This window comes from Rhodococcus sp. 06-235-1A, from assembly GCF_002258785.1.
Classification (GTDB): Bacteria; Actinomycetota; Actinomycetes; order Mycobacteriales; family Mycobacteriaceae; genus Rhodococcoides.
This window is the reverse complement of the sequence record NZ_NOYI01000008.1, coordinates 230,149-254,851: the sequence shown is the minus strand read 5'-3', so window position 1 is coordinate 254,851 and position 24,703 is coordinate 230,149. Positions and strand designations below refer to the sequence as shown.

Below are 24,703 nucleotides of genomic sequence, written 5' to 3'. Positions count from 1 at the left end.
TCGGTGGGTACGTGGCTTCGTCCGATTCCCTTGTGGTGCAGCCGAGGATGGGATTTTCGGATCCGGAGACCATGAGGACCGGGCTGGCGGCGACTGCCGCTGCCCACGCCGCCACGGTGGGGACGATCACTCTCGACAGCTTCACGCGAGTAGGCGATCTCGATACCGCCGCACGGGCGGTACGAGCGGGATCCGACTTGAACGGGTACCCCATTCTGACGCACGATTCGTCGGTGACCGAGCGGGTGCTGGCGGACAGTCTGGCTGCTGGTTTTCCCGTCCAGATTCGGCACGGATCGGCCCTGGCGCACTCGATCGTCGAACGGCTGGTGCAGGTGGGGCTCACTGCGACCGAAGGCGGCCCTATCTCCTACTGCCTGCCGTACGGCCGCACACCCATCGCCGAGGCAGTCACCGATTGGGCGCGAACGTGTGAAACCCTCGCCGCGGCCCGAACGCCCACGCGCACCCCTCATCTGGAGACCTTCGGGGGGTGTCTGATGGGGCAGTTGTGCCCTCCGAGCTTGCTGATCGCGGTGTCGATCCTCGAGGGCATGTTCTTCGCCGGACACGGGCTGACGAGTGTCTCGCTGAGCTACGCCCAGCAGACCGACGAGAGGCAGGATCGCGAGGCACTCACGGTTCTGCGTCGTCTGGCGGCCCGATACTTGCCGAACATCCGATGGCATGTGGTTGTGTACGCCTACATGGGTGTCTATCCCACGACGATCGGGGGAGCCACCGATCTGCTCGGCGCAGCCGCGCGACTCGCAGTGGACGGATCGGCCGAACGGCTGATCGTGAAGACCGTCGCCGAGTCGAAGCGGATCCCCACGATCGAGCAGAATGTCGCTGCGCTCGAGCATGCGAGTGCGACTGCTGCCGGACGGCTTCGAGCTGCCGATGCTGATATCTCGCAACTGGATTCGGGTATCGAGGACGAGGCGCTGGCCCTGGTCGAGGGGGCTCTCGACTGCCACCGCGACATCGACGTGGCCCTGGTTCGTGCATTGAACCGCGGCATCATCGACGTTCCCTACTGCTTGCATCCGGACAACAGCGGACGTGCCCGCGCAGTGATCGACGGCGGAGGACGGCTGCAGTGGTCGTCCATCGGAGCGATGCCACTACCGGTGCCTACCGGAGTCACCGCGGCGATGTCCTCGTCTGCATTGCTCGACAATCTGCACCACGTCCAGATGAAATTCGATGTACCGCACCTACCCGTCGCGGCGAAGGCGGACATACCCGAAATGGAAGGGGCGAGTCGATGACTCTCATCGATCAGATCATGCCGCGTTTTTCTCAGCAGGAGACACACCGGCGGGTGGTCTCGGCGCCGGAATCGACTGTGTGGGATGCCCTGCACGCGACACCGGTGGACGCCCTGTCGATGTCGATGGCGCTCGTGCGGCTCCGGTCGGGTCCGAAGGCGTGGATCGACCCTGATTGGTCCAAGAATGTTGCTGCACAATCGAACAAGCCAGCCGTGGAGGCCTTCGCTCCGCGCGAGATCGATCGCGTCGAGGGAACGGAGTTGGTGCTCGCCGATATCGCCCGGTACGACTTCTCCGGCAATGGTCGGCCGGGCATCTCCCGAACCGATCGGGCGGCATTCGAGAGTTTCGACGAGCCCGGGTGGACGAAGGTGGTCATGAACTTCACCGTCGAGCCGCATCGAAGTGGAACGCTGCTCTGTACGCGCACGCGGGTCTGCACCACCGACACCCGCACATCGCTTCGCTTCGCTGCGTACTGGGCGTTGATCCGCCCGGGGAGTGCGTTGATCAGACGCGATCTTCTGGCTGCGATCGCGTCGGTGGCAGAGTCGATGGTCGGTGAGAGGGCCGGCGACGAGGCGATGCGATGACAGGTGGTTCAGTGCGCGAGAGCGGGTCGTTCGGCTCGGCGTGACAGGATCAGTCCGGCCAGTAGCGCTGTGCCCCAAAGAAAGAACGCACCGTCGAAGAACAGGTGCCCGATCTTGACCCCACGATTCTCCGCGGTCGCGATCAGGCCGACGGCGGCACCGACGAACGAGAGCCCGCCCCATGCGATCAACACGACCGATCCCACCCAGGATATGGCGAAGATTGGGCGCCGCAGCGGAACTCGGTTCAGCAGCGCGAGCAAGGGTAGTACGGCCGCGGCCAATTTGAACACCGTGAGCCCGCCGAGCACCGCGCGTGCGGTGGTGGGGTCGGTGTCGACCCATTCGGTGGCCCATGATCCGACGGTTCCGAGCATCCACCGCCCGCCCGCAGCCCAGTATCCGGAGAACGCTGCGTGGATCAGTCCGATGATGCATGCGGCGGCGAAATAGCGGGTGGTATCGGTCTTCACTGGAATTGCAGCCTTTCGACGATGTATCGCGATCTGTTCGAGTACTGAAAATGGTGGAAGAATTGATTATCGAATGTTGCATCGACAACCTCGTTCCAGGGCCCTTGTGCACCTCTTCCTTGCATTGCCGCAAGTCGTTTGGATGGCTATATTGTTGATGGTTCGCCGATCGTACCTGCTGGGTGAGTGGCCGCCGATCGCGAGCCGGGGGGTACTCGGTGTTCACGCGTTCTTCATGAAGTTGTGCCAGTTTTACGAAGAAGGGTCGGGGAATTCGGCAGGCTCGTTCACCGAATAGATGCATATTTCTTCCTCGCTCCAGGCGCACGACCGATGCGCCAGAAGTTCGACGCACATTGTGTTAGGTACACGAGATGTCCGAGACACTAGGAGTGGCAGATGGGGATTCGTATCTTCAACCAGCAGACCGAGGAGGTCTATCGTGCGCTGCTCAAGCGTGCGCGCTGGAATCCGCCGGATCTGGTAGCGCAGTCGCCCCGGGACGATTCCGCTGTCGTGGACGATATCTGTGCACTGCAGAATTCGCGGATGGTCGCCCCGTCGGCCGACGAACCCGGGTTCGTCCGAGCCATCGAGCCACGGCTTGCCCTTCCGACTCTTGTTGCGCGACAGTTCAAAACGGGTGACGCATCGGAGTTGGTCGCCGCACCGAGCGTGATACAGAACGTCATCGAGCAACACGAGGGATTCACCTCGATAGCCCCGGGTTGGCACGTCGGTGGTCTCGACCGAGCTGCGGTATTGGTGGAGCGGCTGGTGGCAACCGGTCGGCGCGAGTTGATATTCACAACCCCGGTGTATGTACCGCACTCGTTCGAGCACGCTCCATACATTGCGGAGCTGGCTCGGCGCAAGGGAATGAAGGTGAAGATGTTGTGGACATCGGCCCTCGGAAGTCTTCCCGCGCTGACATCGGTTGTTCAGGAACTGATGGATATGGGTTGCGAGATCAGAATCTCGAAGACACTGATGGACCGCGCAGTCATCGTGGACCGAAGTGTCGCCATCAATCTCTCGGATCCCGACTCGGTGCACTTGTATTCCCATGAAGACCGCGTCACCGATCTCGCTTCACGATCGGCCGATCACTGGAACTCCGCTCAACCGGTACGTCGCGCCGTCTACGCCGACACTCCACGTAATGCGTTGGCGCGCCACGAGGTAATCCTGGGATATCTCGCCGAGGGGCTTACCGACGAGTCCATCGCCAGTAAACTCGAAGTCAGTATTCGCACCGTGCGCAGTGACATCGCCAAGACGATGTCCAATCTCGACGCCAAGAGCAGATTTCAGGCCGGCGTCGCCGCGTCGCGTATCGGTATCGTCTGAAGGAACGGGAGAAGAACGATGATTGCAATCGTCGCGCCCGGTCAGGGCAGTCAGAAGCCGGGCATGTTGGCACCGTGGTGTGACCCCGCGATACCCGAGGCGCGCGACGTCTCGGCATTGATCGACGAACTCTCCGAAGCGGCAGGGCTCGACCTTCGCTACTTCGGCACCGAGGCGGCGGCGGAGGAAATCGTCGACACCGCCGTGGCTCAGCCGCTGATCGTCGCATTCTCGCTGATCGGTCTCGCCTCGCTCGGCGGGGCCGAACTTCCCGCCGACGAGACGGTGTTCGTCGGACATTCGGTCGGAGAGCTCACGGCGCTGGCGGGGTGCGGGTGGCGAACCACAACGGCGGCGGGCAGGTTGTGGTCGGAGGTCGACGGGACCGAGTCGCTGCCCTGGCCGCCCAGCCGCCCACCGACGTCAAGGTTGTCGAGATGAAGGTGGCAGGTGCGTTCCATACCGACCTCATGAGCGAGGCGCAGGAGGAGCTTGCCGAGGCTGTCGAGCAGGTGCGGTTCGCCGAGCCGGTAGCCACGATGATCTCGAGTACGAACGGTCGTGTGACGGCGTCAGGGTTTGCCGACATCGTCGTCTCGGCCGTCACCGCACCGGTTCGATGGGACCTGTGCGTGCAGACGCTGCAGCAGATCGGTGCCGACCACCGCATCGAGTTGCCCCCGGCCGGTGCGCTGTCCTCGATGGCGCGCCGAGAGAACCCGCGGCCCACGTCGACCAAGATCACCGATCCCGGGGGCGTCGCCGAATTCGTTCGGGCAGTGCGGGTCACCCCCAACCGGGGGTAGCGAACCGACCTGCGTGTCCCCTACCGTCGAACGTGATAGCCATCACAGATGTTCTGCGTAGGAGGACTCATGGCCGGGCCGGCACACACCGCGTTTCGAGCTGCACGCGATCTACTGCTCGATACGTACGGCGAGTACGACCGTGCAGTTGCAACTTTCGAGTGGCCGTCGTTCGGTGAGACGTTCAACTGGGCGATCGACTGGTTCGACGCGATCGCACGCGGCAACGACGGTATCGCGCTGTGGATCGTCGAAGAGGACGGCAGCGAGGCCAAGTTCAGCTTCGACGATATCGCGCGTCGCTCGGACCAGGTTGCCCGGTGGCTCGAGCAGCAGGGAATCGGTCGCGGCGACTCGGTGATCCTGATGCTCGGCAACCAGGTGGAACTGTGGGAGTCCATGCTCGCGGTGATGAAGCTCGGCGCGGTCCTGATGCCGACCACCACCGCTATCGGATCCGCGGACCTGACGGATCGGGTGGTGCGCGGCAATGCACGCGCGGTGATCGTGAACCCCTCGGACGCAAACAAATTCGACGACGTCCCCGGCGACTATCTGCGTATCGCGACCTCTGCACACGACGGCTGGCTCGATTACTCCGATGCTCGTTCCGTGGAGACCCGGCCGTTCGAGTCCGTCACGGCGCCCGACGACCGCCTGCTGATGTACTTCACCTCCGGCACCACCAGCAAGCCCAAGCTCGTCGAACACACTCAGATCTCCTATCCCGTAGGGCATCTGAGCACGATGTACTTCCTCGGGCTTCGTCCGGGCGATGTGCACCTGAACATCAGCTCGCCCGGCTGGGCCAAGCACGCGTGGAGTTGCTTCTTCGCGCCATGGATCGCCGAGGCGACCATCTTCATCTACAACTACGGCAAGTTCGACGCGAAAGCGTTGCTCGAGCAGATCCGTCGCGCCGAGGTGACGACGTTCTGTGCGCCACCGACAGTGTGGCGCATGCTCATTCAAGCCGACCTCGCCGGCGGCGGGGGTTCACTCCGTGAGGCAATCGGTGCCGGTGAGCCACTCAATCCCGAGGTGATCTCCACGGTGCGGCGGGAGTGGGGCCTGAACATTCGCGACGGATTCGGGCAGACGGAAACCACTGCGCTGGTGGCCAATACGCCCGGTGCGGTGCTCAAGTCCGGTTCGATGGGCAGGCCGTTGCCGGGCGTCCCGGTGGTGATCGTCGACCCCACCACCGGCGAACTCGCCGACGAGGGCGAGATCTGCCTCGACCTGGCGCAGAATCCGTTCAACCTGATGACCGGCTACCTCGGGGACCCCGAGCGCAACGCCGCTGTCATGGCCGACGGCTACTACCACACCGGCGACGTCGCATCGCGGGACTCCGAGGGGTACATCACCTACGTCGGCCGTACCGATGACGTGTTCAAGGCCTCCGATTACAAGATCTCCCCGTTCGAGCTCGAAAGCGTTCTCATCGAACACCCCGCAGTTGCCGAGGCCGCAGTGGTGCCCGCTCCCGACGAGACGCGACTGGCCGTCCCCAAGGCGTATGTGGCATTGGCGTCGGGCTGGGAACCCAACGAGGACACTGCATTCGAGATCCTGAAGTACGCACGCGAGCACCTGGCGCCGTTCCTGCGGGTTCGGCGTATCGAGTTCTTCGAGCTACCGAAAACGATCTCCGGCAAGATCCGCCGAGTGGAGTTGCGTGCCCGCGAGGACGCTGCCGTGGGGCCGCTCGAGACCGAGTGGCGCGACGACCAGTTCCCCGCGCTGAAGAGGTGACGTGGCTGTCCACTATGTGCCGTTCGAGCCGGTATCCCGATTTTCGAGGCGAATAGTGGACGCTGACGTCACCTGTCCCAGAACCGTTCGAGGACATCCAGCACTTCTGCGGAGGCGGCCATCGTGGTCGCATGATCGAATCCGCGGATGACATGCAATTCGGAGTTCGGAACCAGCGCTGCGGCAGCTCGGGTGTCGTCGAGTCTCGTGCGGTCCTCGCCGCCGACGTAGAACAGCGACGGCTGGGTCAATCCCTGCAACACCTCGTCGGGTAGGCCGAGATCGGCGTCACAGGCTCGGATGTACGCAGCCATGGCCTGAGCGTCGTTGGCGGAGAACACCGCTCGCGTACCTGGATCGATAGGGAACATGCGGTGGCTGTTCCACGCCTCGAGAAACCCGTCCATGCCGCTCTGCTCCAACACATCTGCGCACCCGGGGAAGAAGAGGCGGTCGAACGCGCCTGCCTGAGCGCCGTGACTACCTCCGCCGACCGCAAGCGATCGCACTCGCTCGGGAGCCGCCGCCGTCAACGCCAATCCGGCCCGTGCCCCGAACGAATACCCGAGGTAGTCGACTGTCTGCGCGCCTACTGCATCGAGCACCGCGCGAAGATCGCCGACGATGTTGCCCATCGCATAGGCATCGGGAGAATGGGGCTTCTCGCTGCGGCCGTGACCGCGACTGTCGATCAGAATCAGCTGTCGACTCCCGCGTAGCGCTTTCACGTAGCCGAACGTCCGCCAAATCGTGTGCGTCAGAAAACTGCCGTGCACGATCAACAACGGTGGGCCGGACCCCACCACCGTGTACGCAATCCGTGTCCCATCGTCTGCATTCGAGGCGTACTCCACCCCGCGATTGTTGCCCACGGCGCCTATGGGTCGCTCCGCAGGCTCCACTCCTGTCCACTCGACGTGACATTGACCCCCGCAAAGGCCACTGAACGTCACATCGACTCCTCCCGGGCGGGCGTTTCTGCAGCGATCGGGGTGAGGTCGATTGTGCGGGTGGGGGCGATGGCATCGAGGAACGGCCGATCGTGGCTCGCGATGATCAGTGCGCCCTCGAATGTCTCCAAGGCTTCGATGAGGTGTTGTCGGCTGGTGATGTCGAGGTTGTTGGTTGGCTCGTCGAGCATCAGTAGTTTCGGAGCAGGCTCTGCCAGGAGGATTCGCGCCAGTGCGGCCCGCAGTCGTTCTCCGCCGGAGAGGGTGGCGACGACGGCATTGGCGTCGGATCCGCGGAACAGGAATCGGGCAAGTTGTCCCCGGATCTGTTCGGCGGTGGCGTGTGGCGCCACGTCGGCCACGTTCTCGGCGACGCTGCGGGCTTCGGCGAAGACGTCGAGTCGCTGGGGCAGATACTTCCACGGCACCTCTGCTCCTGTGGCGTGCAGAGCCCGCAACAGGGTGGTCTTGCCGCTGCCGTTCGGGCCGATCAGGGCGATGCGTTCGGGACCCACGACAATGACCTCCTCGTGGGTCAGAACCGTCTGTCCAGGATGGACTTTCGTTGCCGGGAGGTCGACGCGTATCTCGCGGTCGTCGCGTAAGAGATCCTCGGCTGCGGACAGGGACGATCGGGCATCGTCGACGCGGTCGGTGTGGGTGCCGCGTAGCTTTCCGGCCGATTCCTGTGCGGCGCGCTTTCGCGCACCCATGACGATCTTGGGTTCGCGCTTCTGCTCTTCCATCTTCTTGCCGTAGCGCAGACGTCGGTCGAGTTTGATTCTTGTGTCGATCAATTCGCGTTCCTGCTTGCGGACGTCGTTCTTGGCATCGCGGACCGTTGCCCGTGCCGCGTCCTGCTCGGCGTCGATCACTGCTCGATAGTGCTGATAGTTGCCGCCGAACATGCGCAGTCTCGAGATACCGCTGCGCTCTGCCCGCACCTCGGCGATGGAGTCGACGCGTTCGAGCAGCTCGAGATCGTGCGTACACACGATCAGCACACCCGCGTAGCCGTCGATGGCTGTGTACAGCCGTTCTCGCGCAACCCGATCGAGGTTGTTGGTGGGCTCGTCCAGCAGCAGTACGTCGGGCTCGGCCAGGAGCTCGGCAGTGAGTGCGAGCAGCATGGCCTCGCCGCCGGACAGGGTGCCGACCGCTCGATCCAGGTCGCCGAGGGAGCCGACGATGGTACCGAGTCCGAGCTTGTCCAGCAGTGCCAGTGCTCGCTCCTCGACGTCCCAGGAGGACCCTACGATTGCAAAATCCTCCTCGGTCGACCTCCCGGATTCGATGCGGTGCAACGCTTCTCGGACCGAGTCGATGGCCAGTACCGAGTCCACTGGCAGGTCGGGGTCGAGTGCGACGTCCTGACGGAGATGACCCAGTACGCCGGGGATCGAGATCGAACCGCGTTGCGGCGTCAATTCACCGGCGACCAACTTCAGCAGTGTCGATTTTCCGGCACCGTTGGAGCCGATGAGTCCTGTTGTGCCGCTGGGAAAGATGGCCGACAAGGCGTCGAACACGGGGTCGCCATCGGGCCAGGAGAACGTCAGGTTCGAGACAGAAAGGGAGGATGAACGAGGCATGGGCGCTCCAAAGGTGTGCGTGCGGACGATCTGCAGGCGTCTAGAACCTTTGGAAGAGCAATGGCCTCTCCGAATCTGTGGGCGACAAGGCAAGGATCACGGTAACCCCGAGCCTGACGTTCGCGCAATCGAATTAGACCGACGGCCCCTTCTTGCGCAGCTCGTCGACCGTCTCCATCGCCCCACGGAGCTCGTCCAGCCATTCCTGGGTGTGTTCGCCGACCAACTTGACGGCCCAGGCCAACGCATCCGCGCGGGAGCGAGCGACGCCGGCATCGACAAGGGTGTCGAGGACGCGACGCTCGGGCTGACGCAGGCGTGTCATGACCGGGACGGCGAGATGGGTGAACAGGATGACCTCCGATTCGCTTCGGACGCCCCACGCAACCTTTCGGCCGTATCGCTTCTCGGCCTCGGCTGCGATCTGGATGCGGTCACCACGGGTCGTTTCCCGGAAGCGCGCGATGCGGCCCTCGACGGCGGCGGGTGAACTGTCTTCCTCGGCGGGCAGAGTGCCGACGACGAGGATCTCCTCACGGTCGACCTCGATCGTGGCGTCCCCGTCGAACCAGCCGGCGGGGAGTCGGCCGCCGAACCACTCGGCGGCATCGCTGGCAGTGGGGATGTCTGCGTGCTGCCAGCCGCCGGGGCGACCGAACGAGCGTCCATTGGGTTTCATGTGTCCTCCTACGTGGGAAGTAATCGTAATTACATGATTACACCTCGATCGGAAGATGCGCCACCGACGTCGCGTACGACCGGTCCGACGCGCAACACACCCGCTGGATCGTGCTCCTCGGCGAGAGCGCTCAACCAGTGCGCGGTGTCCTCGTCGTACATCCTCGCGATGCGTTTCGGATCCGCACTGGACGCGAAATTGGGCAACGAACGTCCGGTCGACCACGGAGACATCGCCTGTTCGACGCGTCCCGCGTGGGAAACGACGGGAGCCACTCCCGCCTCGATGGCTCGCTGCACCGGCAGCGGCACGCCTGCGGTGAAGAGGGTGAATGCCGCATCCCGATGGCAGAACGCGCTTCGGTGCCGTGGCTCGCGCGCGAGCGCGCCGCCGAGCAGGCGAACTTCCACGACCGTCTGCGGTGACCCCGACTCCGGGCCTGCGACGGTGAGCAACTCGTCGATCGCGCCATGAGTCAATTCCCCGGTGAGGCAGCTGAATTCGTGGCTCGGCATAGGATCGACCGGATCGGCGTGCACCGCACCGATCGCCGAGTACGGCAGCATGCCCACCGCATCGACGACGGGCGTGGCGACGCCTCGAATCGGGGTCAGGAGCGCTTCCGCCTCGTTCGGGCCCGCGACACTGGCGAACCGAATCGCCACGGTGAAGCGACCGGCCAGGGGTGGTGGAACCTGCGGTAGCGACGGCAGCTGCAGCAAGGCCATCGAGGTGGACGTGTGCTCGGGCAGATCGGCGCACAGATCCAGCCAGGCGTGGGCGACGGCGGCCGCATCGGAACCGTCGAAATACAGTGCGCCGCCGTAGAAGTGCGAGAGCTGCATCAGGTCGATCTCGACCGAGGTGACGATGCCGAGGGTGGACTTTCCGCCGCGCAGTCCCCAGAAGAGTTCTGCATGCTGGTCGGCCGAGACTCGGAGTATGTCGCCCTCTCCGGTGACGAGCTCGAACGCTCGGACGTGATCCGAGGACAGTCCGAAGGTGCGCACCAGCGGGCCGATGCCGGCACCGGTGAGAAAGCCGACCACCCCGACCGCGGTGGACGATCCGCACAGTGGAGCCAGGCCGTGTGGGGCGGCGGCGTCGACGACGTCCTGCCAGATCACACCGGCACCGAGCCGAGCTGTTCGGGCCTCCGCGTCGACGACGCAGCTGTTCAGGCGTCCGGTATGGACGAACAGGACGTCGTCCTCTATCGGGACTGCGCCGTGTCCGGTTCGACCGACGGCGACCCGGACACCGGCGCGGGCGGCGTATCGAACCGTGCTCGCGACATCGCGTGCGTCGTGTACCTCGACCACAGCGAGCGGCCGCACGGGGACGGCGACGTTCCAGGGCGTCGAGAGTTCGTAGCCCGGCTCACCGGGTAGCGCGAGCGAGCCGGTGATTTCGCTGCGCAGTGAGTCCAGATCTGCGTGGATCGTAGGGGAGTGAAAAGCCATGATGGAATCCATTTCTCGTCGAGTGCTTCAACGAGGACGAGAATTGCCCACCGCGCTTGGAGAATTCTTGAACTGTGTGGCCAGCCCGAGCATGCCGGTTCGTCGGGCCTCGGCGAGTATCTCGGAGACCGCGTTCTCACGGGCACTCGACGGTGGCTGTAGCTGGGCTCTGAGCAACCGACACCGCAGCAGGGTCGGGCGGCTCGAGGTTCGGGTGGCCAATGCCTCGGCTCGATCGAGCAGCTCGGCGGCTTGGTCGCTGCGGCCCAGCACTGCGTGGAGCCTGGCCGACGCCTCCGCGACCGAACCGATGGAGCCGACATGACCCACCGTCGCGATGCGGTCGGTGAAGGGCTGGAGTAGCTCCACGAATTGCTCGGCGAACTGGACCAATTCGAGATCCGCGACGACGCGAGCCAGGAGGGTCGTGTGGCCGAGTGTCGTCCACGTCGGTGGCCGCGACGCCGTCAACCAGTTCGATATCGATTGTGTTGCTTCGGCTTTCCTGCCGTTGGCTGCGTCGATCGCGATGCTCCACGATTGCGGCTCGACGATCCCCGGCTCGGCTGCCGTCAGGTTGCCGCACTCCCACTCCAGTGCGTTCATTGCCAGACCGGCGCTGCCAGCGGTGTACAGCTCGGTCTGCAGGTGGATCTGGCGAGCGGTGTCGTACTGGCGTCGGCACTCGTCGAAATCTCCGTGCCAGGCCGCCAATGTTGCTTCCATCCAGCGTAATTGGACACGAACAACCGGCAGGCGCAGTAGATCACACCCGGCGATTCCGCGTCGCAGGTGATCGGTGGCACTCTCGACGTCGCCCAGATTCATCTCGGTCATGCTCGCCACCGCATGGGCGATGACGTTGTCGAAAGGAGAATGGCGGTGAGACAGCGCGAACAACTCGCGAATCAACCCGAGGGACTCCTCACTGCGCTGCGCCACGCCGGAGAACAGCAGGATCCGAGCAAGCAGAGCATCAGCGACGACCTCCAAGTCCCCTGTTGCCGATGCACTATCGAGTGCGCGACGGCTCAATGCGTCGGGAACGGACGAGTCCGGGTGGTAACAGAATCCGACGGCCGTTGCCGCAAGTAGGCGCGCATGAGCGGCCGCGTCCGATTCGACGAACTGCTCCATGCCGGCGAGTCTGCCGAGCAACGGTGCCGGGTCGCGGCCGTAGGACACCCACGGCCAGGCACCCGCGGCGCGCAGCAGGGCTGCGGCCAACCGTCCGACAGTCGATGTTCGACCCTGACGTACGGCGTCGAGCAGACACTCGTCGACGACGTCGAGGACGGTTTGACCGCGCCCTGCCCGAGCGAGGGCTTCGACACGTGCGACCAGCAGGTCGTCGCGCTCGTCCGGCACCTGTTCCGAGGCGGGGAGGAGATCGTACGCCTGGACCGCACCATCCCACCATCGCGCAGCCGTTTCCGAACTCCACCGTTCGGTCGCTTCGCGCGCAGCATCGGTGCAGGCCGAGAGAGCGATTCGAGGGTCGACGATCGGCAGTGCGGCCATCAGGTGTTGCGCCCGCTTGCTCGATCGGTCGGCATCGTGCGAATCGATCAGAGCCTCGGCAACCGATGCATGGATGCGTTGCCTGCGCAATGCCGGAATAGCTTGCAGCACTGCGTCTCTCAAAAGCCCGTGGGCAAAGACGCAGCCACCTCCTGCGGGGTCGGCCACGATGATGCGCTCGTCCGCGGCGTCGTCGAGGTAGTCGACCAGGGTATCGACGGTCAGCCCGGTCGCCGCGGCGAGCAGGCCGACGTCGAGGGCGTCACCGATCACCGCCGCAACCCGAAGTACTTGCAGTACGGCTGGTTCCACTGCCTGCAGACGGCGATCGAGTACCGACCGGACCGCGGAGGGGATCTCACCGTCCCGCCGATCGTCTCGGGGTAGTCTCGCGTACTCGGATACGAAGAGTGGGTTTCCGCCGGTGCGTTCGGCAAGGCGGTGAATTTCGTCGGCATCGAGATCTTCGCCCGCGACGCGCCGGGCCAGTGCGTCGACCTCCGTTGGGCCGAGCGGGGTGACCGTCAGGTGACGGTTCCCCGCTGCGTGGAGCACCGTCTCCACCATCTTGCGTACCTCGGGCCCGGTCTCGTTCTCGCGCAACGTCAGAACGAACCACACCGGGTGCCGGTGCAGCGCTGCGACCAGATGCATCAGGCATCGCAGAGAGGTCGTGTCGGCCCACTGGACGTCGTCGACGATCAACGTCGTCACACCGGACCCGAACCCCGCCACCGAGTCCTCGATGGCCGTGGTGACCCGCTCGTAGACCGCAAATCTGGCCTCGTCCGGTTCGACCCGGGCAGGTGGGACGAGGGCATCGTCGGCGTCGACCCCCAACTGGCGCAACAGTTGTCGAATCGGCCACCAGGCGGGAGTGCCGTCGTCCTCCAGGCATCGCGCCCACAGCGACCGTCCGGCAGCGGCGAGAGTGCGGCGGTCGCACTCCTCGGCGAGGCGCGTCTTTCCGATCCCGGCGGGACCGGTCAACACGAGCCAGCGGCTCTCCCCGCCGCCGACCCGATCGAGCATCCCGGCGATCATGTCCGACTCGGCAGTCCGTCCGATCAGAGTGGATTCCGGCTGCACCTCGGTGGACTCCGTCGACCCCGCAGGCGACGCCGGGATAGACAGCCGCTCGGCCCCCGACCATCCCGGCCGGCGCGGCCACGCGGCCAGACCCGGATCGTGACGCAGAATCGCGGTGTGGAGCGATGCGAGTTCGGTGCCCACGTCCAAGCCGAGTTCGTCGTCCAACCGCGCGGCGTGATCGCGATACGTCTGAAGTGCTTCGGTGGAGCGTCCGGCTCGGTGCAACGCGAGCATGCGGAGCCAGCACGTGCGATCACGCAGCGGGTATTCGTGACACAGAGCGGCGGCGTCGACCAGAGCCGGTGCCACACGCCCCGCGGCCAACAGCGCAGTGATGCGGGTTTCGCGGCACTCCGTGCGCACTTCTTCGAATGCCGCCGCCTCCACTTCGACCCAGTGCTCGTCGCGAAGATCTTCCAGGAACGGCCCGCGAACCCTGGCCAGTGCACGATCTGCGATGGTCAGGGCTTGCTCCCACTGCGCTGCCCGAACGTGCTGCCTCGCCGATTCCGCCTCCGTCAGGAATGCGGCCCGGTCGATGTGCTGATCGTCGATGTCCAGCAGATAGCCCGGTGGCTGCCGGACGATGACCGACGCCGCGGCAGGGTCGACGCGCAGAGCTCGCCGCAGATTCGAGATGTAGGCCTGCAGACTCGCCATCGCGCTGGACGGCGCGTTTCCCTGCCACAGCACGTCGATCAGCCGATCGGTCGACACGACCCGTCCGCTGTCGGCCAGTAGGGCAGCGAGTACGGCCCGCTGCTTGCGTGGGCCGAGGTCGATCGGACGGCCGTCGGGACGCGTCACTTCCAGGGGGCCGAGCAATCGGTAGATCATGCGCGAGCCCCCTCCCCACGTGCTGTTCGGCGTCAGTGTAAGTACCGATGCTCGATCGCGTCAGCAAGAACGGTCATGCCGCCACCTCTGCCGGGCTCGAAGTGGACGTCATGGCGTCCGGACGGGTGGTGTGCTGCAACGTCGTCGCGCAGACGAGTGCACCGAACGCGGCAATCAGTGCGGCGACGAACAATGCCGCGTGCAACCCGTGCACCAGCTCGATCGGTGAACCCCCGGGCAGCATCGACTCGGCGGGGAGAAATGCGCCGAGTCCGGCGACTCCGACGGCGATTCCGCTCTGCCGGAACGCATCGTTGATGCCGGCGGCCAAGCCGGAGTGATGGGCTGTGCCTTCGCCCAGAACGAGTCCGCTCATGACGGGGTTGAACACCCCGGCACCGATGCATGCAACCACGAATCCAGGGATCAACGTGTACGGCGAACCGTCGACGTCGACGACGGTCATCATCAGGAGGCCGACGGAGACCAGGATCAGCGAGACTGTCAACGAGAGCGCGACCGGAATGCGACCGTCCAGCTTCGCGGTCAGGCCGGCTACCACGAACATCGCCACCGTCGCGGGTAGATAGACCAGACCGGCCTCGATCGGCGAGAGATTCTGCACGTTCTGCAGGTAGACGGTGGTATAGACGAACACCGCGAACAGGGATGCGGAGATGGCGAATGCGGCGATCTGGGCTCCGGCGAACGCGCGGTTCGCGAGCAGGTGCGGCGGCAACATCGGCTCCGGCGCATGGAGCTCGTGCAGGCAGAACGCCACCAGAGTGACTGCTGCGATGCCGAGAGCGAGCACCGTAGTCGGTTCCGTCCACCCTGCCTCGTTGCCGTGCAGCAGTCCGTAGACCAGGCCGGCCAGGCCGGCGGACACCAACACCTGCCCGGGTACATCGGCTCCGCGAGGGCGGGGATCTCGAGATTCGGGCACCCATCTCAGGGTCGCGACCACAGTCAGCAGTCCGATGGGAATGTTGATCAAGAACACTGCGCGCCAATGGAACACCTCGGTGAGGACGCCGCCCACGAGTGGACCGACCGCGAAGGCTCCGCCGATGGTGGCACCGTAGGCGGCCAGCGCAGACGCCCGAGCCGGCCCCTTCTCGAACACGTCGGCGAGCAGTGCGAGCGAGCAGGCGAAGAGCAGCGCACCGCCGACTCCTTGTGCGGCACGGGCGATGTCGAGGATCACGATGTTCGGTGCGAGCGCGCACGACAACGATGTGATGGTGAACGTGACGATGCCGATGAGGAAGACCCGTTTCCGGCCGCGGCGATCGGCCCACGAGCCGGCGCTGAGAACCACGGTCGCCAGGGCAAGGGTGTAGGCGTCGACGACCCATTTCAGTGCGCTGACGCCGGAATTCAGGTCGGCTGCGATGGAGGGTAGGGCGGTGTTGACCACCGCGATGTCGAGCATGAGCATTGCCGTCGTCACACAGACGACGGCCAGGGTGGCGCGGCGGACGGCCGCACTCTTCGGTGCTGCGAGCATGAAGGGTCCTGGTGAGTCGAAGGAACAGTGCTCGACCACGGTGCGCGGGAGGTCTTGGTCAACTCTTGGACTCCGCCAGGACTCGCTCGAGGCATGATCGCACCGTGCGCACAACGAGAAGACCGACGACTCTGGCCGCGATCGTGTCCGTACTGGCGTTGGTGCTCGCCGCCTGCGGTCAGAGTGGTCCCGATCAGCCGCAGACGGTCGCCGAGCAGTTCGCGGAGGCGGTCAACAGCGCCAACATCGATCAGGCGGCCGCGTTGACCACCGATCCGGCGGGAGCGACGGCAGCGCTCACCTCGCTGTACGACGGGCTCTCGGGCGGCGGAACAGTGACGGCCACTCCCGATTTCGAGGCTGTCGACGCCAACGAGGATGCAGGCACATTCACGTTGAATGCCGGTTGGCGCTTCTCGACGACCACCGACGGCACCGCCGAACCGGACGGCGAGCCGAAGGAGTGGAACTACACGACCTCTGCGACCGCGGCGGAGACCGAGCAGGGCTGGAAGATCACCTGGGATCCGGCAATGTTGGTGCCGGGCCTGACGGCCGACTCGTCGGTGCGCTTCACTCCGACGGACGCGCTCGTCGCGCCGCGCATCTTCGACGGCAGCGGCGTCGAGCTCATGTCGCAGCAGGTGGTCACCCTCGTGAATGTCGATGCGACGGCCGATCCCGTCGCGGTCGCGAATCTCGTCGGATCCGTCGTTCCGGGTATCACGGCCGAATCCGTCGCGGCGACTGTTGCTGGTGCGCAGGGTAACTCGGCGACGATCGTCTCACTGCGGCAGTCGGATATCGACCCCATCGGTGCTCAGCTCGCCACCGTCCCCGGAGTCACGCTCGCGCCGCAGACGCGGCTGTTGGCCACCGATCGCAACCTCGTCTCGCCGGTACTCAGTGGCCTGACGACGCTGTGGGAGCAGGAGCAGGCCGCGAATCGCGGCTGGGCGATCCAAGCGGTCGCAGCCGATGGCACCGTCACCCAGCTCGCCGGCCGCGATGCAAGCACCGGCGAGGACATCGCGACCACCGTCGACTCGGCGCTGCAGCTCAAAGCCGAGAATGCCCTGGCATCGTTGCCGCAGCAGGCAGCGATCGTCGCGCTTCGGCCGTCGACCGGAGATGTGTTGGCCGTGGCTCAGAACGCCGCCGCGGACGCCGAGGGCCCGATCGCCTTGACCGGCCTGTACCCGCCGGGGTCGACATTCAAGACGGTCACTACCTCTGCTGCCCTGCAGTCCGGAGCCGTCACCCCCGATACCGTGCTGCCGTGCCCGGCGACCGAGAACATCGAAGGTCGGCAGATCCCGAACGACGACAACTTCGATCTCGGTGACGTGCCGCTGCACACCGCCTTCGCCAAGTCCTGCAACACGACGATGGGCCGGCTCGGCGTTGCTCTCCCGCCGAACGGTCTGACCGACGCGGCGGCGCAGTACGGCCTCGGGGTCGACTACGTCACCCCCGGGCTGACTACCGTCACCGGTTCGGTTCCGTCGGCCGACACTCCGGCTCAGCGCGTCGAGTCCGCTATCGGTCAGGGGCAGGTGACGGCGTCACCGTTCGGGATGGCGCTGGTCGCGTCGTCGATCGCGAACAACGGACTGCTGCCGCCGACGGTCGTCGCAGGAGAGCCCGGCGTCGGAAACGTGCAGCCGGCCGCGGTGAATCCGCAGGTCACCGAGCAGATCAAGACCATGATGCGAGAGACGATCACCGGCGGCACTGCGACGGCGCTCAACGACATCCCAGGATTGCTCGGTAAGACCGGCACCGCCGAGTTCGGTGCCAACAACGAAGGCGCTCACGGCTGGTTCGTCGGAATCTCCGGCGATCTCGCGTTCGCGGTCTTCGTGAACAATGCTGGCAGCTCGACGCCTGCGATCGACGCTGCGGGTCGCTTCCTGAGGTGAACGGCCTGAGGTAAACCGACCACGGCGTATCCCAATCGTGACCGGCTCGTATGAATCCCGTGCTTGTTACTCGTGTGACTACAGTGAATATTGTGACTCATGAGTTCTATGAGTCGTGCCCGTCGTGGCCCGCGCAAGGTCCGCGGTCGCTACCTCGTCGCCGTGGCAGCATCGGCGACGTTGACGGTCTCGGCCGTGTTCTGGATGGTCGATCGGCCACCGAGCGAAGCCGAAGTGTTGGTCTCGAAGTTCGTCGATGCGCTGGACAACCGCGATGTCGCTGCCGCCGCCGCGCTCACGACCTATCCGAACGCTGCGACGGCCGCTCTGAATCAGATGTTCGACGGCTTGTCGGCCGGCGGCACGTCCACCGGTGACTTCGACCTGACCCAGTACATGGACCTCTCGGACGAGAGCGGTTTCTTCACGCTCGCGTCCGCGTGGAACTTCGGTGAAGGCAAGGACTGGAAGTACAGCGCTCAGGGCGCGACCAAGAAGCTCAGCGTCGGCTGGCGCATCGCATGGGATCCGGCCACCCTCGTCCCCGACCTCACCTCGGGAGGATCGGTGCGCTACACCCGTACCGACGCAGCGCCGCCGCTGATCTTCGACGCCGCGAACAACGTGCTGATGAGCGAGCGCACGATCAACGCCATCTCCCTCGACCCGGCGCAGATGAGCGATCCGGCCGCGTCCACCGCACAGCTCGCCGACGTCATCGATGTGGTCGCCCCGCTCATCACCTCCGAATCGATGTTGGCAGAGCTGAATTCGGCCGGTGGCGCACCGATCACCGCAGTGACTCTGCGCGACGACGATTTCGCCGTCCTCGAAGACGACCTGCGTGCCGTGCCGGGAGTGGTGGTCTCGCCGCAGCCCAAGCTCATCGTCGACGACCGCCGAATCACCTCACCCGTGCTCGATTCGTTGCGCTCCGCATGGCAGGCCGGACGCGACGCCACCGCAGGCTGGGCAGTCGACACCTACACCGTGGACGGAACCGGCGAACGCCGCGTCGGATTCCAAGGCCCCGGCGGGCCGGACCTGCACGCGACACTCGACCCGCGCGTCCAGCTGGCAGCCGAGAACGCGGTCGTCATGGCGGGGTCTTCGGCATCGATCGTCGCATTGTCCACCTCGACCGGCGCGATTCTCGCTGCAGCACAGAACAGTTACGCCAACGAGCAGGGTAACGTCGTGTTCGGCGGGTCCTACCCCGCCGGCACCGCGTCGGAGTTGGTGAAGGCAGTGCAGTCCGATCGCGGTGACGACAGCGCCGAGGATGCGGCTGCGGGCCTCGGTCTCGGCATCAGCTACTCGATGCCAGGACTCGACGCCTACACCGGTACTCCCGCCGACAGTCGCAGTGCGATCGACGGCATCAGGAGCGTGTCCACGACCTCCGGCAACGAGGCGACGGTCACGCCGTTCGGACTGGCTCAGATGGCCGCCGCGATCTCGCGGGGCAGCGCTCCGAATCCGGCTATCGTCGCCGGTCAGACAGCCGTCGCGAATCGAGAGTCCGTGCCCATCGGTTCCGATGCGGCAAACCGGTTGCGCGGCATACTCGCCGACTCGTCCAACCGCAGCGGCCTCGACACGTTCGACGGTGTGCAGGGATTCGCCGGGGAGAGTGGCGACGATCGCTTCGTGCTCGCCACCAGCGGTGACGTCGCGTTCGCGGTGTACATCGAGGACGCCGACGGCGGAGATCAGGCCGTGCGCATGACGAGCCGGTTGCTGCAGGAGATGGCGAACCCGGTGGAGTGAGCCCTGCGGGGCAGGCCAGACCGTTAGGCACGGTAGTTTTGTTCGGTGACTGTGCTCGATTTCGGACTACTGGTGGTGGCCGGGTTCTTCGCCGGGCTCATCGGGTTCGTCACCGGGCTCGCCTCGCTCGTCTCCTATCCTGCGCTGCTTGCGGTCGGTTTGCCTGCGGTGTCGGCGAACGTGACGAACACGGTGGCGCTCGTCGCGGCCGGTGTCGGAGCCACGGCGAGTTCTTCGGCCGAGCTGGCCAAGGACGGCAAGCAACTGGTTCGCTACGCCATCTACTCGGCGCTGGGCGGCACCACGGGCGCGATCCTGTTGCTCAACACCCCGGACGGCTCGTTCGAGGTGGTCGTGCCGTTCCTGGTGGCGATGGCCGCGATTGCGCTGCTGTTGCAGCCGAGCATCCGAAAGCTGTCGGGTGGCAAACAGTTTACGACGCTCTATCCCCTGGCGCTGTTCGCCGTAGCGATCTACGGCGGCTACTTCGGCGCCGGGGCCGGTGTCATCTTCCTCGCGCTGGCGTTGATTTGTACCTCGGACACCTTCTGGCGCGCAAGCGTTCTGAAGAGCTTCTTTCTCGGCATCGCCAATCTCATTGCCGCGATCATCTTTTCGTTCTCCGGCCAGGTGCATTGGCTGGCTGCACTCGCTCTGGCGATCGGCTGCTTCGCCGGCGGTGCCTGCGGGCCACCGACGGTGAAGGTGATCTCGCCGATAGTGTTACGCATCGGCGTCGGGATTCTGGGTCTCGGACTCGCCGGTTGGCTGGGTTACCAGGCGTTCGGCTGAAGCCGTAGGTGAGCTGACCGTCCACAATTCCGGCCGTGCGGCGCGATCCCGCTTCTGGAGCGAAATAGTGGACAGTCAGGTCAGTTGTGCCTCAGCTTCTCGGGGGACGCCACAGCAACCGCCGGTCGACGGCGCGTCGGGTTCGTCGAACAGGCCTGCGCCACCGCAGACTCCGGTGTCGGGAAGCGTCAGCTCCACTTTCCGCGCGCCCTCGTGGTCACCTGCGAGTTCGGCCGCGATGCTGCGAACCTGCTCGTATCCGGTCATCGCCAGGAACGTCGGCGCGCGGCCGTAGCTCTTCATGCCCACCAGGTAGAAGCCGGGCTCGGGTTGAGTGAGTTCTTCGACTCCGTGCGGTGACACCGATCCACACGAGTGCAGGTTCGGATCCACCAACTCTGCGACGAACTTGGGTGCCTGCAGGGTGGGATCGAGATCGAGGCGTACCTCTGACAGCCACGACAGATCCGGTCGGAACCCGGTCAGCGCGACTACTCGATCCACGTTCTCGATTCGGGTGCCGGCATCACCCACCAGCGTGAGTCGATCACGATCCACTGCAACGGTTTCCGTACGGAAACCGGAGACAACGGTGAGGAAGCCGTCGTCGACCGCCTTCTTGGCGCGCTGACCGAGAGCGCCGCGAGCGGCGAGTTCGTCCGCGTCCCCGCCGCCGAAGACCTCCGCGGTGACGCCTCGACGCACGGCCCAGGTGAGCGTCGTTCCTGGTTCCTCTGCGGCGAGTTCGGCGAAGGTGATGACGGCGGTCAGGGCGGAGTGGCCGCTGCCGGCGATGACGGTGTGCTTGCCCGCGAACTGGGAGCGAGTTGCCGGATCGGTCAGATCGGGGACCCGGTAGTCGATCCGGTCTGCGGCTCGCTTCTCGCCGATGGCCGGAAGTCCCTCGCTACCGAGTGGATTCGGCGATCCCCAGGTGCCGGACGCGTCGACGACTGCGCGGGCGAGGATGCGTTCCTCGCTGCCGTCGGAGTGACGGATGTGCACCGACAACGGTTCGGTGTCGCGGCCTGCGTCGACGACGCGGTCGCGTCCGCGGCGGGCAACGCCGACTACCTCGGAGTCGACTCGGACGGCATTGCCGAGGACAGCGGCGAGGGGTGCGAGATACTGCTCCACCCATTCGCGTCCGGTGGCGTAGGTGTCACCGGACGGCGCAGCCCAACCGGTGGGCTCGAGCAACCGGGCGGCCGCGGGGTCGACGACCTCGGACCACGGGGAGAACAGTCGAACGTGATTCCACTCGGACACTGCCGATCCGGCCGACGGTCCGCGTTCGAGAACGACTACGTCGGAACCGGTTTCGTTCAGATGCGCCGCGGCGGCGAGACCGATAGGCCCTGCGCCGACCACTACTACGGGGTATGAGTTCATGATTGGTCTACCTTTCCTCGTCGAGAGAGCGTGTCCACGGCTGCACGCGCTGTGCGGCCTACGCCGATGAGCGTTGCCGAAGCCGGGCCGGTCCAGTCGCCGTACCCCAGGAACATCAGGGTCGGCTCGCCTCGAACATGGTTGCCGTTCAGCACGATCCCCGCCCCGTCGGCGTGCAGGTGCAGTGGCCTCAGGTGATGAAGTGCCGGGCGGAAACCGGTGCACCACACGATCGCATCCAGTGTTTCGGACGTGTCCCCGTCGGTGACCCCGTCGGCGGTGAGCGCGGTGAACATCGGACGTGCCCGCAGCACGCCACGATCGCGGGCGTCTCGTACAGGCGGGACCATGACGATGTCGCCCAAGCCTGCGACCCCGCCGGTATCCCTCTGGCCCGACGCGAGTGCACGGGCCCGGTCGCTGGCGACATCGAAGAGCACCCGGCCATCGACGTCGTCGGGCAGAAACCGAGGTTCACGGTTGGTGAACCACAGGGTCTCGGCGACGGCAGAGACCTCGGCGAGGATCTGCACCGCCGAATTGCCTCCCCCGATGATGCCGACTCGCTTGCCCGCGAACATATCCGGCGTGCGGTAGTGGGCGGCATGCAGCTGGGTCCCGCCGAACTCGCGCATGCCCGGGTAGCTCGGCCAGAAGGGTCGAGACCACGTTCCCGTTGCATTGATGACTGCCGCGGTTTCGTACGACTCGCCATCGGTGTCGATTCGATAGCCGCCCTCGACTCGCTGCACCGACTTCACGTCGACCGGCCTGCGCACCGGCAACTCGTACTTCTTCTCGTATGCCCGCAGGTAGTCCACGACGTGCGATGCCGGAGGAAACCGGTTGTGCCACGGCGGCATCGGCCAACCGGGCAGTCGCGAGTACTCGGCCGGCGAGAACAGGTGCAGCGACGGCCAGTAGTCCTGCCAGGAGCCTCCGGCATGCGTCTGGTTGTCGAGTACGACGAAGTCCAACCCGGCTCGTCGCAGGTAGTAGCCGGCGGCCAGTCCTGCCTGGCCGCCGCCGATCACCACCACCTCCGAAGTCATTCGAGTCAACCGTTGGTGCCGCGCAATCGGGACGCGAGTTCTTCGACACGCGAGGCGATGTCGTCGCGCACCAGCCGCATCCGCTCGATGCCGTCGATGCCGCGCTCGGACGGTTCGTCGGTGTTCCAGTTCTCGAACGTCGGACCGTCGACGGGTTCCACGTGCGCCTCGTTGCCGAGGGTGATCACGTAGTCCATGCGAGACAACAGCTCTGGGTCGATCGGCTTCGGCTGTTCACCGGACAGATCGACTCCGACTTCGAGAAGAGCCTCGGCCGACAACGCGTTGACCGTTCCACTGGGCTTCGTTCCGGCGGAGTGCACCTCCACCGAATCGCCTGCGGCCCTGCGCATGAGACCGGCCGCCATCTGCGATTTGCCGCCGTTCTTGACGCAGACGAACAGAACACCGGGTGTGTCGGACATCAGAATTCCTTCGAAGACGTAGTCGTGGAAAGGCTGGGGGAGAAGCGCTTACGCAGCGCGAGTGAGACGTAGACGAGGCCGACCAGTACCGGCACCTCGATGAGTGGTCCGACGACTCCGGCGAGGGCTTGCCCGGATGTCGCGCCGTAGGTCGCGATGGCGACGGCGATCGCCAACTCGAAATTGTTGCCTGCAGCGGTGAACGCGAGGGTGGTGGTGCGCTCGTAGCCCAGACCCATCGCGGCACCGAGGGCATAGCCGCCGCCCCACATCACTGCGAAGTACACCAGCAGTGGCAGTGCGATGCGCACCACATCGAGCGGCTGTGACGTGATCCTATCCCCCTGCAGCGCAAAGAGAACGACGATGGTGAACAGCAGGCCGTAGAGCGCCCACGGGGCGATCCTCGGGATGAACTTCTCCTCGTACCACGCGCGGCCCTTCGCGCGTTCGCCGAAGAAGCGAGACGCGAATCCCGCTATCAGCGGAATGCCGAGGAAGATGAGCACCGACTTGGCGATCTGCCACGGCGAGGCCTCGATGGTGGTTTGCTCGAGTCCGAGCCAACCGGGAAGGACCGAGAGGTAGAACCACCCGAGGACGGCGAACATGAAGACCTGGAACACCGAGTTGATCGCCACCAGCACGGCGGCGGCTTCTCGGTCTCCACACGCGAGATCGTTCCAGATGATCACCATGGCGATGCATCGAGCCAGTCCGACGATGATCAGCCCGGTCCGGTACTCGGGCAGATCAGGAAGGAAAAGCCAAGCGAGAGCGAACATCAGGGCCGGACCGAGGATCCAGTTGAGGATCAGCGATCCGATCAGCAGGCGCTTGTCGCCGGTGACGGTGTCGAGGCGGTCGTAGCGAACCTTGGCCAGCACCGGGTACATCATGATCAGCAGTCCGATGGCAATCGGGAGTGAGACGCCGTCGATCGAGATGGACGACAGTGCGTCGTTCAGCCCGGGGATCACGCGCCCCAGGAGCAGCCCCACGATCATGGCCACGCCGATCCAGACCGGCAGGAACCGATCGAGGGTGGAAAGCTTGCCGACTACGGCGGTATCGGTGGTGGTGCTCATGCCATCACCGTCGTGGGGTCGGCCGAGCTGAGAACCGAAGAGAGTTGTTGCAGAGCAGCAGGAACCACCCAGTAGTAGACCCAGGTACCGCGGCGCTCGCAGTCCAGCAGCCCGGCCTCACGCAACACCTTGAGGTGGTGCGAGATGGTCGGCTGGGAGAGGTCGAATGCGGGGGAGATGTCGCATACGCACGCTTCGCCGCCTGCATGGCTGGCGACGAGGCTGAGCAACCGCAGTCGGACGGGGTCACCCAGTGCTTTGAACATGCGGGCGAGATCTCCGGCCCAGTCCACGGTGAGGGGCTCACGGATCAGTGGCGAGCAGCATTCGCCGTCGCCGGGCAGGTCTTGATTCGACATTC

The 24,703-nt window shown here is 65.3% G+C and carries 21 protein-coding genes; 9 read left to right on the top strand and 12 right to left on the bottom strand.

Going from position 1 to position 24,703, the window contains the following annotated elements; translation table 11 throughout:
• Positions 1-11 precede the first annotated feature (11 nt).
• Positions 12-1,274 carry a methylaspartate mutase gene (locus CH275_RS06170; RefSeq protein ID WP_218828751.1) on the top strand — a complete coding sequence of 421 codons (1,263 nt, stop codon included), beginning with the start codon at positions 12-14 and terminating at the stop codon, positions 1,272-1,274.
• Positions 1,271-1,870 carry a hypothetical protein gene (locus CH275_RS06165; RefSeq protein WP_052683832.1) on the top strand — a complete coding sequence of 200 codons (600 nt, stop codon included), beginning with the start codon at positions 1,271-1,273 and terminating at the stop codon, positions 1,868-1,870. Before CH275_RS06170 ends, CH275_RS06165 begins: the two co-directional genes overlap by 4 nt.
• A gap of 8 nt (positions 1,871-1,878) precedes the next feature.
• Here CH275_RS06165 and CH275_RS06160 read toward each other — a convergent pair whose 3' ends face one another.
• Positions 1,879-2,343 (bottom strand): DUF3995 domain-containing protein, encoded by a 465-nt coding sequence (locus tag CH275_RS06160; protein WP_179276008.1) that lies wholly within the window; start codon positions 2,341-2,343, stop codon positions 1,879-1,881.
• A gap of 399 nt (positions 2,344-2,742) precedes the next feature.
• Between CH275_RS06160 and CH275_RS06150 the strand changes: the two genes are divergently transcribed.
• From CH275_RS06150 to CH275_RS06135, 4 genes are all read left to right on the top strand, one after another.
• Positions 2,743-3,693, top strand: a complete 951-nt coding sequence (locus CH275_RS06150) for a helix-turn-helix transcriptional regulator (RefSeq protein ID WP_045197316.1) — start codon at positions 2,743-2,745, stop codon at positions 3,691-3,693.
• Positions 3,694-3,711: 18 nt separating this feature from the next.
• Entirely contained in the window at positions 3,712-4,134 is a 423-nt protein-coding gene (locus tag CH275_RS06145) for an ACP S-malonyltransferase (RefSeq protein WP_094676190.1), read from the top strand.
• Positions 4,131-4,499 (top strand): ACP S-malonyltransferase, encoded by a 369-nt coding sequence (locus tag CH275_RS06140; RefSeq protein ID WP_094676188.1) that lies wholly within the window; start codon positions 4,131-4,133, stop codon positions 4,497-4,499. Before CH275_RS06145 ends, CH275_RS06140 begins: the two co-directional genes overlap by 4 nt.
• 69 nt (positions 4,500-4,568) lie before the next feature.
• Complete coding sequence (locus CH275_RS06135) at positions 4,569-6,257, top strand: AMP-binding protein (RefSeq protein WP_179276007.1); 1,689 nt, start codon at positions 4,569-4,571, stop codon at positions 6,255-6,257.
• 68 nt (positions 6,258-6,325) lie between these two features.
• Here the strand turns inward: CH275_RS06135 and CH275_RS06130 are convergent, their stop codons facing one another.
• From CH275_RS06130 to CH275_RS06105, 6 genes are all read right to left on the bottom strand, one after another.
• The gene (locus CH275_RS06130) at positions 6,326-7,129 is read right to left on the bottom strand and encodes an alpha/beta fold hydrolase (RefSeq protein WP_373453681.1); all 804 of its coding nucleotides are present in this window, start codon (positions 7,127-7,129) and stop codon (positions 6,326-6,328) included.
• A gap of 77 nt (positions 7,130-7,206) precedes the next feature.
• Positions 7,207-8,799: an ABC-F family ATP-binding cassette domain-containing protein gene (locus CH275_RS06125; RefSeq protein WP_094676184.1), complete on the bottom strand. Its 1,593-nt coding sequence runs from the start codon at positions 8,797-8,799 to the stop codon at positions 7,207-7,209.
• Positions 8,800-8,932: 133 nt separating this feature from the next.
• Entirely contained in the window at positions 8,933-9,478 is a 546-nt protein-coding gene (locus tag CH275_RS06120) for a hypothetical protein (RefSeq protein ID WP_094676182.1), read from the bottom strand.
• Positions 9,479-9,507: 29 nt separating this feature from the next.
• Positions 9,508-10,941 carry an FAD-binding oxidoreductase gene (locus tag CH275_RS06115; RefSeq protein WP_094676411.1) on the bottom strand — a complete coding sequence of 478 codons (1,434 nt, stop codon included), beginning with the start codon at positions 10,939-10,941 and terminating at the stop codon, positions 9,508-9,510.
• 27 nt (positions 10,942-10,968) lie between these two features.
• Positions 10,969-14,391, bottom strand: a complete 3,423-nt coding sequence (locus tag CH275_RS06110; RefSeq protein ID WP_094676180.1) for a BTAD domain-containing putative transcriptional regulator — start codon at positions 14,389-14,391, stop codon at positions 10,969-10,971.
• Between the two features lie 73 nt (positions 14,392-14,464).
• Positions 14,465-15,901, bottom strand: a complete 1,437-nt coding sequence (locus CH275_RS06105) for an MFS transporter (protein WP_094676178.1) — start codon at positions 15,899-15,901, stop codon at positions 14,465-14,467.
• A 104-nt stretch (positions 15,902-16,005) separates the two neighbouring features.
• Between CH275_RS06105 and CH275_RS06100 the strand changes: the two genes are divergently transcribed.
• From CH275_RS06100 to CH275_RS06090, 3 genes are all read left to right on the top strand, one after another.
• Complete coding sequence (locus CH275_RS06100; protein WP_094676176.1) at positions 16,006-17,823, top strand: penicillin-binding transpeptidase domain-containing protein; 1,818 nt, start codon at positions 16,006-16,008, stop codon at positions 17,821-17,823.
• Between the two features lie 108 nt (positions 17,824-17,931).
• Positions 17,932-19,593: an NTF2-like N-terminal transpeptidase domain-containing protein gene (locus tag CH275_RS06095; RefSeq protein WP_179276020.1), complete on the top strand. Its 1,662-nt coding sequence runs from the start codon at positions 17,932-17,934 to the stop codon at positions 19,591-19,593.
• A 45-nt stretch (positions 19,594-19,638) separates the two neighbouring features.
• A complete protein-coding gene (locus CH275_RS06090; RefSeq protein WP_094676174.1) occupies positions 19,639-20,385 on the top strand; it encodes a sulfite exporter TauE/SafE family protein in 747 nt (248 codons plus the stop codon).
• Positions 20,386-20,460: 75 nt separating this feature from the next.
• On the opposite strand, the gene CH275_RS06085 is transcribed toward CH275_RS06090, so the two are convergent.
• From CH275_RS06085 to CH275_RS06065, 5 genes are read right to left on the bottom strand one after another with little or no spacing between them, the layout of a single operon-like run.
• A complete protein-coding gene (locus tag CH275_RS06085) occupies positions 20,461-21,777 on the bottom strand; it encodes an FAD-dependent oxidoreductase (RefSeq protein WP_094676172.1) in 1,317 nt (438 codons plus the stop codon).
• The gene (locus CH275_RS06080) at positions 21,774-22,829 is read right to left on the bottom strand and encodes an ArsO family NAD(P)H-dependent flavin-containing monooxygenase (protein ID WP_094676170.1); all 1,056 of its coding nucleotides are present in this window, start codon (positions 22,827-22,829) and stop codon (positions 21,774-21,776) included. The genes CH275_RS06085 and CH275_RS06080 overlap by 4 nt, the downstream gene beginning before the upstream one ends.
• Before the next feature lie 5 nt (positions 22,830-22,834).
• Positions 22,835-23,254 carry an arsenate-mycothiol transferase ArsC gene (locus CH275_RS06075; protein WP_094676168.1) on the bottom strand — a complete coding sequence of 140 codons (420 nt, stop codon included), beginning with the start codon at positions 23,252-23,254 and terminating at the stop codon, positions 22,835-22,837.
• Positions 23,254-24,342, bottom strand: a complete 1,089-nt coding sequence (gene arsB, locus CH275_RS06070; RefSeq protein WP_094676166.1) for an ACR3 family arsenite efflux transporter — start codon at positions 24,340-24,342, stop codon at positions 23,254-23,256. Before arsB ends, CH275_RS06075 begins: the two co-directional genes overlap by 1 nt.
• A complete protein-coding gene (locus tag CH275_RS06065) occupies positions 24,339-24,701 on the bottom strand; it encodes an ArsR/SmtB family transcription factor (protein WP_094676164.1) in 363 nt (120 codons plus the stop codon). Before CH275_RS06065 ends, arsB begins: the two co-directional genes overlap by 4 nt.
• Positions 24,702-24,703: the final 2 nt, after the last annotated feature.

What these genes read in the sequence shown, in the direction of transcription:
- CH275_RS06145 (WP_094676190.1), top strand. Translation starts at nt 3,712, where the DNA reads ATGATTGCAATCGTCGCGCCCGGTCAGGGCAGTCAGAAGCCGGGCATG.
- CH275_RS06125 (WP_094676184.1), bottom strand. Translation starts at nt 8,799, where the DNA reads ATGCCTCGTTCATCCTCCCTTTCTGTCTCGAACCTGACGTTCTCCTGG.
- CH275_RS06115 (WP_094676411.1), bottom strand. Translation starts at nt 10,941, where the DNA reads ATGGCTTTTCACTCCCCTACGATCCACGCAGATCTGGACTCACTGCGC.
- CH275_RS06075 (WP_094676168.1), bottom strand. Translation starts at nt 23,254, where the DNA reads ATGTCCGACACACCCGGTGTTCTGTTCGTCTGCGTCAAGAACGGCGGC.
- CH275_RS06085 (WP_094676172.1), bottom strand. Translation starts at nt 21,777, where the DNA reads ATGAACTCATACCCCGTAGTAGTGGTCGGCGCAGGGCCTATCGGTCTC.
- CH275_RS06095 (WP_179276020.1), top strand. Translation starts at nt 17,932, where the DNA reads ATGAGTCGTGCCCGTCGTGGCCCGCGCAAGGTCCGCGGTCGCTACCTC.
- CH275_RS06165 (WP_052683832.1), top strand. Translation starts at nt 1,271, where the DNA reads ATGACTCTCATCGATCAGATCATGCCGCGTTTTTCTCAGCAGGAGACA.
- CH275_RS06135 (WP_179276007.1), top strand. Translation starts at nt 4,569, where the DNA reads ATGGCCGGGCCGGCACACACCGCGTTTCGAGCTGCACGCGATCTACTG.
- CH275_RS06140 (WP_094676188.1), top strand. Translation starts at nt 4,131, where the DNA reads ATGAAGGTGGCAGGTGCGTTCCATACCGACCTCATGAGCGAGGCGCAG.
- CH275_RS06065 (WP_094676164.1), bottom strand. Translation starts at nt 24,701, where the DNA reads ATGTCGAATCAAGACCTGCCCGGCGACGGCGAATGCTGCTCGCCACTG.
- arsB (WP_094676166.1), bottom strand. Translation starts at nt 24,342, where the DNA reads ATGAGCACCACCACCGATACCGCCGTAGTCGGCAAGCTTTCCACCCTC.
- CH275_RS06105 (WP_094676178.1), bottom strand. Translation starts at nt 15,901, where the DNA reads ATGCTCGCAGCACCGAAGAGTGCGGCCGTCCGCCGCGCCACCCTGGCC.
- CH275_RS06080 (WP_094676170.1), bottom strand. Translation starts at nt 22,829, where the DNA reads ATGACTTCGGAGGTGGTGGTGATCGGCGGCGGCCAGGCAGGACTGGCC.
- CH275_RS06150 (WP_045197316.1), top strand. Translation starts at nt 2,743, where the DNA reads ATGGGGATTCGTATCTTCAACCAGCAGACCGAGGAGGTCTATCGTGCG.
- CH275_RS06120 (WP_094676182.1), bottom strand. Translation starts at nt 9,478, where the DNA reads ATGAAACCCAATGGACGCTCGTTCGGTCGCCCCGGCGGCTGGCAGCAC.
- CH275_RS06110 (WP_094676180.1), bottom strand. Translation starts at nt 14,391, where the DNA reads ATGATCTACCGATTGCTCGGCCCCCTGGAAGTGACGCGTCCCGACGGC.